General features: G+C 67.0%; 7 protein-coding genes and 1 tRNA gene. 3 read left to right on the top strand and 5 right to left on the bottom strand.

Features of this window, described 5'->3' with window-relative positions:
* Nucleotides 1–80 precede the first annotated feature (80 nt).
* The 5 genes from ACQVBX_RS15810 to ACQVBX_RS15790 all read right to left on the bottom strand — a co-directional run bounded on the left by ACQVBX_RS15810 (nt 81) and on the right by ACQVBX_RS15790 (nt 7,455).
* A tRNA-Arg gene (locus ACQVBX_RS15810) sits at nt 81–157 on the bottom strand.
* 270 nt (nt 158–427) lie between these two features.
* On the bottom strand, nt 428–2,332 hold the full coding sequence (locus tag ACQVBX_RS15805) for a M61 family metallopeptidase (RefSeq protein WP_431635277.1): 1,905 nt from the start codon (nt 2,330–2,332) through the stop codon (nt 428–430).
* Between the two features lie 79 nt (nt 2,333–2,411).
* Nucleotides 2,412–4,310, bottom strand: coding sequence for a M61 family metallopeptidase (locus ACQVBX_RS15800; RefSeq protein WP_431635276.1), 1,899 nt, complete (start codon nt 4,308–4,310; stop codon nt 2,412–2,414).
* A gap of 265 nt (nt 4,311–4,575) precedes the next feature.
* Nucleotides 4,576–6,060 carry an amino acid permease gene (locus tag ACQVBX_RS15795; RefSeq protein ID WP_431638214.1) on the bottom strand — a complete coding sequence of 495 codons (1,485 nt, stop codon included), beginning with the start codon at nt 6,058–6,060 and terminating at the stop codon, nt 4,576–4,578.
* A gap of 108 nt (nt 6,061–6,168) precedes the next feature.
* Nucleotides 6,169–7,455 (bottom strand): sterol desaturase family protein, encoded by a 1,287-nt coding sequence (locus tag ACQVBX_RS15790; protein ID WP_431635275.1) that lies wholly within the window; start codon nt 7,453–7,455, stop codon nt 6,169–6,171.
* 346 nt (nt 7,456–7,801) lie between these two features.
* Here ACQVBX_RS15790 and ACQVBX_RS15785 point away from each other — a divergent pair, with 346 nt between their 5' ends.
* Genes ACQVBX_RS15785 through ACQVBX_RS15775 form a run of 3 tightly spaced genes read left to right on the top strand, consistent with a single transcriptional unit; the run spans nt 7,802 to nt 13,525 of the window.
* Nucleotides 7,802–9,283, top strand: a complete 1,482-nt coding sequence (locus ACQVBX_RS15785; protein ID WP_431638213.1) for an efflux transporter outer membrane subunit — start codon at nt 7,802–7,804, stop codon at nt 9,281–9,283.
* Between the two features lie 11 nt (nt 9,284–9,294).
* Entirely contained in the window at nt 9,295–10,455 is a 1,161-nt protein-coding gene (locus tag ACQVBX_RS15780) for an efflux RND transporter periplasmic adaptor subunit (protein ID WP_431635273.1), read from the top strand.
* Nucleotides 10,456–10,465: 10 nt separating this feature from the next.
* A complete protein-coding gene (locus ACQVBX_RS15775) occupies nt 10,466–13,525 on the top strand; it encodes an efflux RND transporter permease subunit (protein WP_431635272.1) in 3,060 nt (1,019 codons plus the stop codon).
* The last annotated feature ends 194 nt before the right edge of the window (nt 13,526–13,719 follow it).

Below are 13,719 nucleotides of genomic sequence, written 5' to 3'. Positions count from 1 at the left end.
TAACGCTAAAGCATAAACATGCCGTTTTGGCAGATATATGCTTTAACGCACAGCTTCGGCTTCGTTTGGATCAAGGGAAATGGCGCGCCTGGAGGGATTCGAACCCCCGACCAATGGCTTCGGAAGCCACTACTCTATCCGGCTGAGCTACAGGCGCGTGTGGTGCGTGCCGCCGCGGTGCGGACGGATGTCCGGGGTGCGGCGGACGCGCAGTATAGCGGAGTTGGGTGGGTGCTTGGCGAGGCGTTGGCCGCGGGCACGGCTGGCTGTGTCCTGCGCCCAGGGTACGCCCAAGCTTGCTTCCGACATGCGGGGTCATGGGAGTCGGCCGCAAGAACCGTCTCCTCACTCCGCTCCCTCCCCGACGGGAGGAGGGAGCGAAGCGGGAGCACCCTCTTCCCCTGGCGGAAAGAGGGTGCGGTTCCGATCAGAGCGGCTTGATCAGCTTAGCCAGGGTGTCCGGCTTGCTGGTGTCGCGCTCCAGGTGCGGGTACTTCAGGCCGTCGTGGTAGTCCACGCGCACGGTCTTGTAGCTGTCGAAGTTTTTCACCAGCAGCTCGACCGGCTGGCTCTTGTCCTTCGCCGCGGCAGTGACCGCGTCCTTCAGCGCATCGGCGGAGTACTCCGCGCCGTTGACGGCGATGATCTTCATCGCCGGCGACAGGCCGGCCTTGAACGCCGGGCCGTCCCATAGCACGTCGGCGATGGAGCCGTCCTTGGTGACCGAGACGCCCAGCGAGTAGGTGAGGTCGGCGAAGCCGCGGCGCGACTCGATCGCCTTCACCGCGTCGGACGGCTTGTCGGTGTAAACCAGCTTCCAGCCGTGCTCGGCGATGCCGTTGATCAGCGGGCCGTGACCATCGAGACGCTCACGCAGGAACGGCGCCCAGTCGAATTTGGCGATGCCGTCGAGCGTCTTCACCACGTCCTCGAAGGTGTAGGTGTTGACCTTCCAGTCGCCGTTGTTCATGCCGAAGAAGGCCTTGGCGAAGTTGTCGATGCTCTTCTTGCCGCCGGTAAGCGCGCGCAGCTTGGCGTCCACGTCGAGCCAGATCATCGCGCCGGCAACGTAGTAATCCTCGCTGGCCTGGTAGTTGCGATACGGCAGCGGCGAGCGCTGGGCGATGGTGGGGTCGTTGGTGGTGTCCTGCACGTTGCGCCAGCTGGCCAGGCCCGGGCGGCCCTTGTCGTAGGTGGCGGCGGCGAAGGCGAGCATGTCGCGGGTCTGCTCGGGGGTCCACAGGCCGGCGCGCGCGGCGACGACGTAACCCCAGAACTGGGTCTGGCCCTCGTACACCCACAGCAGCGTGTCGCTCATCGGCACGTTGAAGTTGGGCGTGGTGAGATCCGCGCCGCGGCGGTACTTGCCGTCCCAGGAGTGGTTGTACTCGTGCGAGAACAGATCGCGCGACAGCGCGTTCTTCTTCCACTCGGTGAAGTAGTCGGCCGAGACGCCGTCCTCGCTGGACTGGTGGTGCTCCAGGCCGATGCCGCCGAGCTTGTCGCTGAGCGAGGTGAGGAAGGTGTAGTGGCTGTAGTGGTGCGCGCCGTAGAGCTTGTACATCTGCTGGATCAGCTCGCGGTGCGGCTTGATCTGCTCGGGCGTAAACTCGAGGTACTTCGGCGCATCGGCGAACAGGTCCATGTGTACCGGCACCTTGGCGCCCGGATCCAGATCGACCTGCTTGTGGTACTTGCCGGCGAGCATCGGCGAGTCGACCAGCGCGTTGTAGGTGATGGTCTTGTAGTTCCAGGTGTCGCCGTTCTTGGAGGCGAGCTCCAGCGCGGTGGCGCCTTCCCAGCCGGCCGGCAGGGTCACGCTGGCGTCGGCATTGATCATGCGGATGTTGTGGCCGGCCGGATACACCGACACCTTGTCCCACTGCAGGCTGAGCATTTCGGGCGTCATCATGATGCGGCCCTGGTTGCGCTCCTGCGCGGTGAGGAACTGGAAGTCCACGTCCACCGCACTGGCGCCTTCGGGCACGTCGACGTGGAACGCGTAGACGTTGAGCGGATCACGCGTCCAGGTGAGCGTCTTGCCGTTCGCCTTCACGGTGAGGCCGGCGAACTTGTCGATCGGGCCGGTGGGCGAGTGGTTGCCCGGAATCCACTGCGGGTACAGCAGGGTGAGCGGGCCGGCCGCGGCGGGAATCGTCTCGTGCACGCGGAACACGCGATGCGCCACGTCGGTGGCGTCCACGTGGATCTTCAGCGTGCCCGGCGCGTAGGGCGTGTCCTGCACGGGCGGCACGTTGTCGGCGTGAGCCGGCGCGGCCAGCAGGCCGAGGCCGGCCACCAGGAGGGCGGAAGCGAGAGCGGTGTTTTTCAAGAGGCATCTCCTCGATGCGGGGTGGTCGGTGGACCCGGTCGGCGCAGGCGCCGACCGCGGGGATGAAGTTGGATGAGGCTTACTTGCGCGCGGTGGCGATGTCGCCCAGCAGATCCTTGCCCGTGGCGCGAACCAGGTGCGGATACTTCAGGCCGTCGTGGTAGTCGACGCGGTAGGTGCTGAAGGTGTCCACGTTCTTCACCAGCAGCTCGACCGGCGCGCCGGCGCCCTTGGCCGCGGTAACAGCATCCTTCAGCGCGTCGGGCGAATAGTCCTTGCCGTTGACGGCCACGATGGTGAGACCCGGCACCAGGCCGGCCTTGAACGCGGGGCCGTCCCACTGCACGTCGAAGATCTGGCCGTTGCTGCCGGCGGACAGGCCCAGCGAATAGGCCAGGTTCACGCCGTGGCGCACCTTCTCCATCGCCTTGTCCATGTCGTTGGGCTGGTCGGTGTAGACCAGCTTCCAGCCGCCGCGCTCGATGCCGTGCTCGGGCAGCTCGGTGCCGGTGTAGTCCAGGCGCTGGCGCAGGAACTTGGCCCAGTCGTACGGCTGCACCTGGTTGAGCGTGGCGACCACGTCGTCGAAGGTGTAGGTCTTGGTGACGTAGCTGCCTGAGTCCATGCCGTAGAACGCGCGGGCGAAATCGTCCAGCGAGTGCTTGTTGTGCGAGAGCTCGCGGATCTGCGTGTCCACGTCCAGCCACAGCAGCTGGCCCTCGGGATAGAAGTCGGTGCCGCGGCGCCAGTTGATCCAGCCGCCGCCGCCGAAGTAGGTGAGCGGCGCGGCGTCGGCGGTGTCCTGCAGCGAGCGCCAGCCGCGGCCGGTGCGGTGCGCCATCGCGGCGGCAATCGATGCAAGCGAGTCGCGGTACTGCGCGCCGCTCCACAGACCCGAGCGGGCGGTGATCACGCCGCACCAGTAATCGGTGAGGCCTTCGTAGACCCAAAGCAGATCGTCCTGCATCGGCTCCATGAAGGTGGGCGTCCACAGGTCGGCCGGGCGGCGGAACTTGCCGTTCCACGAGTGCACGTACTCGTGCGGCATCAGGCTCGCAGCCAGCGTGTGCATGGTGTCGTCGGTGAAGAAATTGGCCGGCAGGCGGTCGTCGCTGGACTGGTGGTGCTCCAGCCCGAAGTGGCCGGTGTGATCGGACAGCGTGAGCAGGAAGTCGTAGCGCCCGTAATGGTGCGCGCCGAACAACTTCAGCGTCTGCTGCACCACGGCGCGCTGACCGGCCAGTTGCTTGTCGCTGAGCTTGACGTCGTCGGCACCGTCGCCCACCACGTTCAAGTGCACCGGGATCTTGGCACCGGGATCGAGATCGACGCGGTTGAAGTGCGCGCCGGCGATCAGCGGCGAGTCGACCAGGTTGTTGAAGGTGACCGGCTTGAACTGCGTGGTGGCGCCGGACTGGCTGACCACTTCCAGCGCGCTGCCGAACTTCCAGCCCGCCGGCAGGGTGACGCTGGGCGCGATGGTGATCTGCCGCGTGTAGTGGCCGGCCGGGTAGAACGCCACCTGGTTGAACTCCATGTCCACCAGCTTGGGCGTGGACGAGGCACTGGCGCCGAACGCGCCACCGTCGCCCGGCGACAGGAACTGGAAGGCCAGGTCGAGCTGCTTGACGCCCGCGGGCACGTCCAGGTGGATCGCGTACATCTCGCGCAGGTCGCGGCGCCACGCCAGCTGCTTGCCGTTGGCTTTGATCACCAGTCCGGTGACGTTCTGGATCGGGCCGGACGGCGCGTGCTCGCCGGGAATCCACTTGGGGTAGTACAGGGTCAGCGGACCGGGCGTCACCGGGATGGTCTCGGCCACACGGAACACCTTCTTCGGCGCATCGGTCAGATCCAGCGCCAGCGTCAGCGTGCCGGCATAGGGCTGGTCGACCGGGGCCGGCAGCTCCGTCGCGGCGGCGGCCGGCAGGACGAGAGCCAAGCTGAGGGCGGAAAACAGGCGGGAGATTCGATGCACAGGACGCACTCCGGGCAGACGCCGGGAACGCGATACCTCACCTCCCCTGGCTGCAACCACGCCGACCGCCCGTCACGTCCTGTGGTGCGGGTCCGGCATGGGACAAGGGGTCGATGGTAGGTCGAAGGTCACCCTCAGCCCCCTGCCAGAGGTCACGGCGTCGACCATCGGCGAGGACCGAAAGCGCGCGACGATCGTCCTATCAAGACGACGCCCGCGAACCGAACCGGCTCCGCGGGCGTTTCATTGCGAGCAACAGCGCGACTTACGACTTGGCCAGCTCGCTGTGGCGCATGCCGTAGGCGAAGTAGATCACCAGGCCCAGCGCCATCCAGGCGATGAAGCGCCAGATGGTGATCATCGGCAGGCCGCCGAGCAGCTGGAAGCGACCGTCGGCGAACCACGGCCAGCCGATGATCAGGAACAACGAGAACAGCATGCCGGCCGGGGCCACCAGCCACAGCATCGGCGTGCGGAAACGGCGCTCCACGTGCGGCTGGCGCACGCGCAGGATCAGTACCGAGCCGCAGATGATGATGAAGGCGGCCAGCGTGCCGATGTTGACCAGCTCGGCCACCTCGCCGATCGGCAGGAAGCCGGCGACCAGCGCGGTGAACACCCCAAGGATCATCGTGGGGCGCGCGGGCGTGCCGTACTTGGGATGGATCTTGGCGAACCACTTCGGCAGCAGGCCGTCGCGCGACAGCGCGAACCAGATGCGCGCCGCGCCGAGCATGAAGGCGAACATCACGCTGGTGATGCCGGCGATCGCCGCGACCGAAATGATGCCGCGCACCCAGTCCAGACCCAGCGCCTTGAACGCCGCATCCACCGGCGCGGCGCCGCTGAGCTGGTCGTACGGCACCATGCCGGTGAGCACCAGCGATACCAGGATGTACAGCGCCATCGACACCGCCAGCGAGAGCAGCACGGCGCGTGGCAGGTCGCGCTGCGGGTTCTTAGATTCCTCCGCCGCCGTGGTCAGCGTGTCGTAACCGAACACTGCGAAGAACACGATGCTCGACGCGGCCAGCACGCCACCCCAGCCGTAGCTGCTGATGCCGTCCTTGACCACCGCGGCGGGAATGAACGGGTGCCAGTTGGCCGTGTTGACGTAGAACGCGCCCACGCCGATCACCAGCGCCACGCCGATCACCTTGATGGTGACGATGACGGTGTTAGCCCGCGCGCCCCACTCGGTCTTCACCGTGAGCATCCAGGCGATCAGTAGCGAGATCGCCGCGGCGATCACGTTGAACACCTTGCCGCTGTCCGGGTGCTGTGGGTCGTAGGCGCCCTGCGCCCATACCGGCAGCGACACGCCGAAGATCTGCTCGATCAGCGCCTGCACGTAGCCGGACCACCCGATCGCCACCACGCCCACGATCAGCGCGTACTCGATCAGCAGATCCCAGCCGATGATCCAGGCGAACAGTTCGCCCAGCACCGCGTAACCGTAGGTGTAGGCGCTGCCGGTGACCGGGATCATCCCGGCGAACTCGGCGTAGGCCAGCGCGGCGCACGCGCTGCCCAGGCCCGCGATGATGAAACTGAGCACCACCGCCGGGCCGGCGTTCGCCGCGGCCTGCTGGCCGGCGAGCACGAACACACCCACGCCGATGATGGCGCCCACGCCGATCGCGGTGAGCTGCCAGAGCCCCAGTACGCGGCGGAAATCACCGCGGTTACCGGCCTCGGCCTGCAGCTGCTCGATCGACTTGTGGCGCACCAGCTTGGCTAGAAAACCCATCATGCATCCCCTTGATACCGACGTGTAACAGCCGACGACTATAACAACGATGTCCGTGAAAACATTCACGGACATCTAACAAAATCAATTATTTGGGCGTATAGACGGCTATTTGGAAGCGGCCGCGCGCGCCCCACCCATGGCCATGGCGCCGGTGTCGGAAGGGCTGTCGGCGCCACGCGTCACCCACGCCAGTGCGAGCGCACTGGCGCCGAATACCAGCGCGAACGCCAGCCGCACTGGCGCCCCGTCGAGGCCGAACCAGCGCCCCAGCAACACCGGCACCACAGCCAGCGCAACCACTCGCGCGGCCTCCAGCCACACTGCGCCGCGCCGCCCTTCCCACCACGCCCCAAGCACGGTGAGGCTCAGCGCGATCACCGCCGCATACCCCAGCAGCACGCCCAGGCCGGCCTGTGCCGCCAGGCCGAGGAAGTGCGTGGTCATACTTAGCAGCAGTGCGAACTGCGCCAGTCCGTAGACAGCACGGCGACGGGTGAGCGGTGGGTCGAAACGTTCGCGGGCGAGGTCGAAGGCCGGCTTTGGAAAGCGTGCCGCCACGTCGGCCGGTCGCCAGCCCGGCGGGCGGAACCAGATCTGCAGCTTGTCGCGCCAGCGCGTCGCCCGACGCGCGTCCTGCCAGGTCGCCCAGTACACCTCCAGGTTCGCCCACAGCGGATTGAAGCTGCGCAGCGGCGCGCGCGTGCCGTAGATCGGCCGATCATTGTCGTCTTCTTCGACGAAGGTGCCGAACAGGCGGTCCCACAGAATCAGGATGCCGCCGTAGTTGCGGTCGAGGTAGCGGTCGTTCACCGCGTGGTGCGCGCGATGGTTGGACGGCGAGCAGAACACGCGATCGAACCAGCCGAGCTTGCCGACCTGCTCGGTATGTACCCAGAACTGGTACAGCAGGTCGATCAGCGCCACGGCCACGAACACGCTTACCGGATAGCCGAGCAGCGCCATCGGCAGGTAGAACAACCAGCCCAGCAGGCCGCCGGTGGCGGTCTGGCGCAATGCCGTGGAGAGGTTGTAGTCCTCGCTCTGATGGTGCACCACGTGCGCGGCCCAGAGGATGTTCACCTCGTGCCCCATGCGGTGCAGCCAGTAGTAGAGAAAGTCGTACAGCAGCAGGGCGCTTACCCATACCCACCAGGCGTCGGCCGGCAATGCGAACAGCGCCACGTGCTCCACGCACCAGGCGTACACGCCTACCGTAAGCACCTTGAGGAACACCCCGGCCAGCTGCGAGATCACTCCCAGCCCGATGCTGGTGACGGCGTCGTTGCTGCGGTAGGCGCGCCGTCCGCGCAGCTTCGCCACCAGCAGCTCCACGCCGATCAGGGCGAAGAACACCGGGGTGGCAAAGGTGATGACGGTTTCAGCGGAAATCATCGCGCGCGCTCGGCCGGGACAGCATCGTTGGAAGGGCAGCGCACGGCCATCCTCCGTGCGCTGCGATCATCATAGCCACGCGGACGGGGCCGGTTGTCGAAACAGGGGGGTGTGGTTCGTCGCCATGCAGACGCCACCTTCCCTCACCCCCACTGCCCACGGATGGACACACATGCGGACGATTTTTCATGTGAGGTTTGTCACCCGTTGCTTGTTACTTGCGACATGCATAACTGAACTGATTGGTATGCTAATGTCGCGCCTCCTCAGGACTCCACCCAGGTTACCGCCCTTGTCCCGTCTTCGTGCTCCCAAGACGCTCCCGCCGCTCGCCCGGAGCGCGCAAATAATTGCGGCGCTGGCGCTTCCCCTCTGGCTCGCCGGCTGCGCCGTGGGCCCGGATTACAAGCGTCCCGACGCACCCGCGGTAGACCGCTACACGCCGGCGCCGTTACCCGCGGCGACGACCGACGCGGCCACGCCCGGCGGCGACGCGCAGCAGTTCCTGGCCGGGCGCGATGTGCCGGCGCGCTGGTGGACCTCCTTCGGCAATGACGAGCTGAGCCGACGCGTGTGGATGGCGCTGCGCCACAGCCCGTCGATCGCCTCGGCCCAGGCCGCCCTGCGCCAGGCGCAGGAGAACGCCAGCGCGGCGCGCGGCGGACTGTTCCCGTCGGTCGATGCCAGCCTCGGCGCCACGCGTGAGAAGCAGTCGGCCGCGGCGTCCGGCGTGCCGGGGGGCGTGGGTCCGTTCACCCTGTACAACGCCTCGGTCAGTGTGGGCTACACGCTCGATCTGTTCGGCGGCGTGCGGCGCGGCATCGAGGCCCAGCTGGCGCAGCGCGATTATCAGCAGGCGCAGCTCGACTCCACTTATCTGACCCTGGCCGGCAACGTGGTCACCGCCTCGCTGCAGGAAGCCTCGCTGCGCGAGCAGATCCGCGCCACCGAGCAGATCGTCGACTGGCAGCGCAAGACGCTGGACATCGCCAGCACGCAGCAGCAGATCGGCGCCAAGTCGCTGTCGGACACGCTGGCCGTGCGCGCTCAGCTGGCCACCACCGAGGCGACCTTGCCGCCGCTGCGCGCCCAGCTCGCCGCCACCCGCAACCGGCTGGCGACCTACCTCGGCACCACCCCAGCGCAACTGGACGCCGCACCGCTGACGCTCGATGCGGTGCGACTGCCGAAGGACATCCCGGTGAGCCTGCCTGCCCAACTGGTGGACCAGCGTCCGGACATCCGCGCCGCTTCCGCCGCGTTGCATACGGCCTCCGCCCAGGTCGGCGTGGCCACCGCCGCGATGCTGCCGCAGATCACCCTGTCCGGCAGCGCCGGATCGCAGGCCTTCAGCCGCGGCGATCTGTTCTCCGCCGGCACCGGCGCGTGGTCGCTGGGGCTGGGCCTCACCCAGCCGCTGTTCCACGGCGGTGAGCTGCTGCACAGGAAGCGTGCCGCGCAGGCGGGCCTCGACAAGGCTGCCGCCGACTGGCAGCAGACCGTGCTGACCGCGTTCCAGAACGTGGCCGACGCGCTGCAGGCACTGGAGTACGACGCGCAGACGCTGGCCGCCCAGGCCACCGCCGAGCAGGCGGCATCGCAGCGGCTGGACCTCACCCGCGAGCAGTACCGTCTCGGCGCCACCGGCTACCTCAACCTGCTCGATGCCGAGCGCAGCTACCAGCAGGCGCGCATCACCCTGATCCAGGCGCGTACCGCGCGACTGTCCGATACCGCCGCGCTGTACACCGCGCTCGGCGGCGGCTGGCGCCAGGACGCCGCCGCACCGATGGCCACTTCCGCCTCCCCTTCCAACGTTTCCCGATAAGGAATTCGCGCATGACGACACGCGCAGACAAGAAGCCCAGCACGCTCAAGCGGATGATCTGGGTGATCCTGGGCACGCTCGCCCTGATTGCAGTGATCGTCGGCATCAAGGTGCTGCTGGTCATGCGCATGATCCATTCGATGCCCCAGCCCGGTCCGGTCACCGTGAGCACGGTGAAGGCGGCCGAGCAGCCGTGGCAGCCCGCACTCAACGCGGTCGGCACGCTGCGCGCCGCCAACGGTGCGGATCTCGCCGCCGAGGTGGCCGGCCTGGTCACCGACGTGAACCTGAAGTCCGGCCAGGAAGTGAAGAAGGGCCAGCTGCTGGTGCAACTGCGCGATGGCGACGAGGTGGCACAGCTGCAGCAACTGCAGGCGAACGCCGAGCTGTCGAAGATCACCCTGGAGCGCGCGCGCAAGCAGCTCGCGGCCCAGGCGATCAGCCAGGCCGATTTCGACACCGCGCAGGCCGATACCAAGGCGCGGCAGGCGGCCGTGGCCCAGCAGCAGGTGGTGATCGCCAAGAAGCAGCTGCGCGCGCCGTTCGACGGCCGCGCCGGCATCATCACGATCAGCCCGGGCGACTACCTCGCCGCCGGCACGACAGTGGTGACGGTGCAGCAGCTCGACCCGCTGTACGTGGACTTCAATGTGCCGCAGGGCGAGCTGGGCCGGCTCAAGGTGGGCCAGCCGGTGACACTCAGCCTGGACGCCTACGCCGGGCGCAGCTTCAGCGGCAAGCTCAGCGCGATCAACCCGAAGGTGGATACCAGCACGCGCAACGTGCAGGTGGAGGCCACTGTGCCCAACCACGACCAGACCCTGACCCCGGGCATGTTCGCCAAGGTGAGCGTCGATGTGGGCCAGCAGCGCACGCAGCTGACGCTGCCGCAGGCGGCGATCGTCTACAACCCGTACGGCGACACCGTGTACGTGGTGCAGCCGTCCAAGGGCAAGGACGCCAAGGGCAAGCCGAACCCGCCCACGGTGAAGCAGGCCTTCGTCACCACCGGTGACAGCCGTGGCGACCAGGTGGCCATTCTCAAGGGCATCAGCGCCGGCACCGAAGTAGTGACCAGCGGCCAGATGAAGCTCAAGAACGACGCGCCGATCACCGTCGACAATCGCGTGCAGCCGGCCGACAGCGCCAGCCCGACGCCGCAGGAGCAGTGAGCCAGCGCCCATGAAATTCACCGACCTGTTCATCAACAAGCCGGTCCTGGCAATCGTCGTCAGCCTGCTGATCCTGGTGCTCGGCCTGAAGGCCGTCACCAGCCTCACGGTGCGCCAGTACCCGGAAACCGAGAACGCCACCGTCACCGTCAGCACCGCCTATTACGGCGCCGACGCGCAGACCATGGCCGGCTTCATCACCCAGCCGCTGGAGCAGGCGATCTCGCAGGCGCAGGGCATCGACTACCTGTCCTCCACCAGCGTGCAGGGCGTGTCGACCATCACCGCCACGCTGCGCCTGAACTACGACGCCAACCGCGCACTCACCGAGATCACCACCCAGGTGAACTCGGTGAAGAACCAGCTGCCGCAGCAGGCGCAGCAGCCGGTGCTCACGGTGCAGACCGGTGAAACGGTCGATGCGATGTACATGGGCTTCTACAGCGACGTGCTGCCCACCAACAACATCACCGACTACCTCTCGCGCGTGGTCAAGCCCAAGCTGGATTCGATCTCCGGCGTGCAGACCGCCGAGCTGCTCGGCGCGCGCAACTTCGCGCTGCGCGCCTGGCTGGACCCGGCCAAGATGGCCGCCCACGGCGTCACGGCGGCAGACGTCAACAAGGCGCTGGCGGCGAACAACTACCTCGCCGCGGTGGGCTCGTCCAAGGGCCAGGCGGTGACGGTGGACCTCACCGCCGCCAGCGACCTGCACACGGTGGACGAGTTCAAGCAGCTGGCGGTGAAACAGGACAAGGGCGCCATCGTGCGCCTGCAGGACGTCGCCACGGTGACACTGGGCTCGGACAGCTACGACTTCAACGTGGCCTTCAGCGGCAAGCGTTCGGTGTTCATCGGCATCAAGGTAGCGCCGGACGCCAACGTGCTGGACGTGGCCAAGGCCGTGCGCGACGCGTTCCCCGAGATCCAGCATCAGTTGCCCAGCGGCATCACCGGCGAGATCGTCTACGACGGTACCGAGTTCGTGAACAGCTCGATCGACGAGGTGGTCAAGACCCTGGTCGAGGCGCTGGTGATCGTCACGGTGGTGATCTTCCTGTTCCTGGGCAGCCTGCGCGCGGTGATCATCCCGGTGATCGCGATGCCGCTGTCGCTGGTGGGCACCTTCTTCGTGATGCTGGCGCTGGGTTACTCGATCAACCTGCTGACCCTGCTGGCGCTGGTGCTGGCGATCGGCCTGGTGGTGGACGACGCGATCATCGTGGTGGAGAACGTCGACCGGCACATGAAGGAAGAGCACAAGACCCCGCTGCAATCGGCGCTGCTGGCCGCGCGCGAACTGGGCGGGCCGATTCTGGCGATGACCGTGGTGCTGATCGCGGTGTACGTGCCGATCGGTTTCCAGAAGGGTCTCACCGGCGCGCTGTTCACCGAGTTCGCGTTCACCCTCGCCGGCGCGGTGACCGTGTCGGCGGTGGTGGCGCTCACGCTGTCGCCGATGATGTGCGCGAAGTTCTTCCGCGCCGAGCAGGACGACGGGCGCTTCGTGAAGTTCATCGACCACCAGTTCGAGCGCGTGCAGCACGGCTACAAGCGCATGCTGCACGGCACGCTGTCGACCTGGTCGGTGGTGATCGTGATGTCCGCCCTGCTGTTGCTGGCGACCGTCGCGCTGGGCATGACGGCGCAGTCGCAGCTGGCTCCGGAAGAGGACCAGGGCATCGTGGCCGGGCAGATCGTCGGCGCGCCGAATGCCACCGCGCAGCAGATGAACGTGTACGCCGAGCAGATGTTCGCCGCGGCGAAGAAGCTGCCGGAGTACGAGCAGATGTTCCAGCTCACCGGCGTACCGACCACCAACCAGGGCATCGGCGGCGTGTTGTTCAAGCCCTGGGATCAGCGCAGCCGCTCGGCCCAGCAGCTGCAACAGGAGCTGCAGCAGGCCTGGAACGGCATTGCCGGTGCGCAGGTGGCGGCGTTCCAGTTCCCGCCGCTGCCGGGCGCCTCGGGTCTGCCGATCCAGATGGTGATCACCACCACCGAGCCGTTCGAGAACCTCAACGAGGTCGCCAGCCAGGTGCTCGCCAAGGCGCAGGCCAGCGGCAAGTTCTACTTCATCGACTCGGATCTGAAGGTGGACAAGCCGCAGGCGACGGTGTCGTTCGACCGCGACATGATCACCTCGCTGGGGCTGACCCAGCAGGACATCGGCGCTTCACTGGGCGCGGCGCTGGGCGGCGGCTACGTCAACTACTTCTCGATCTCCGGCCGCTCGTACCGCGTGATCCCGCAGGTGCTGCAGGCCGATCGGCTGAACCCGCACCAGGTGCTGGACTACTACATCAACACGCCGGGCGGCGAGGTGATCCAGGCGTCCACCGTGGCCAAGATCAAGCACCAGGTGGTGCCGCGTTCGCTCAACCACTTTCAGCAGTTGAACTCGGCGACCATCTCCGGCGTGTCCGGCATGTCGCAGGGCGATGCGCTGAAGTACCTCAGCGACCTGGTGAAGGAAGTCGCGCCCACCGGCTACACCGTGGATTACGCCGGCCAGTCGCGGCAGTTCACGCAGGAATCGGGCGGCTTCGGCGGCACCCTGCTGTTCGCCGTGATCATCGTGTTCCTGGCGCTGGCCGCGCAGTTCAACAGCCTGCGTGACCCCATCGTGATCCTCGTCTCGGTGCCGCTGGCGCTGTTCGGCGCGCTGATCTTCGTCAACCTGTTCACCAGCCTCAACATCTACACCGAGGTGGGCCTGGTGACCCTGATGGGCCTGATCTCCAAGCACGGCATCCTGATGGTGGAGTTCGCCAACCATTCGCAGTTGGCGGGCATGAGCAAGCGCGAGGCGATCGAGCACGCCGCCGCCGTGCGCCTGCGCCCGATCCTGATGACCACCGCCGCGATGGTGCTGGGTGTGGTGCCGCTGGTGATCGCCTCCGGCGCCGGTGCGGCGGGTCGCTTCAACATGGGCCTGGTGATCTCCACTGGCCTGGCGATCGGCACGTTGTTCACCCTGTTCGTGGTGCCGGCGTTCTACATGCTGCTGTCCACCGACCATCACGCTGACCAACCCTCGGGCGACGGGCAGCCGCTGCTGGAGGCCTGAGTCCCCTTCGGGGGATCGTCATGAGGCACCAAAGAGGCGCGGGCAACCGCGCCTCTTTGCATGTCGTACCTCGAGAAATCCGCGGCAGAGCCGCCGCCGACACAAGAATGTGAGCCCCGCTGGATCAGGATCGCCACGCGAAAACGGCGCCAACGGTCGCGCCTTAGTGCCTGCTGGCGGGAACTTTCCGGCGT

This window comes from Dyella thailandensis, assembly GCF_050749815.1.
Taxonomy (GTDB): domain Bacteria; phylum Pseudomonadota; class Gammaproteobacteria; order Xanthomonadales; family Rhodanobacteraceae; genus Dyella_A.
This window is presented reverse-complemented; position numbering and strand designations above follow the sequence as displayed.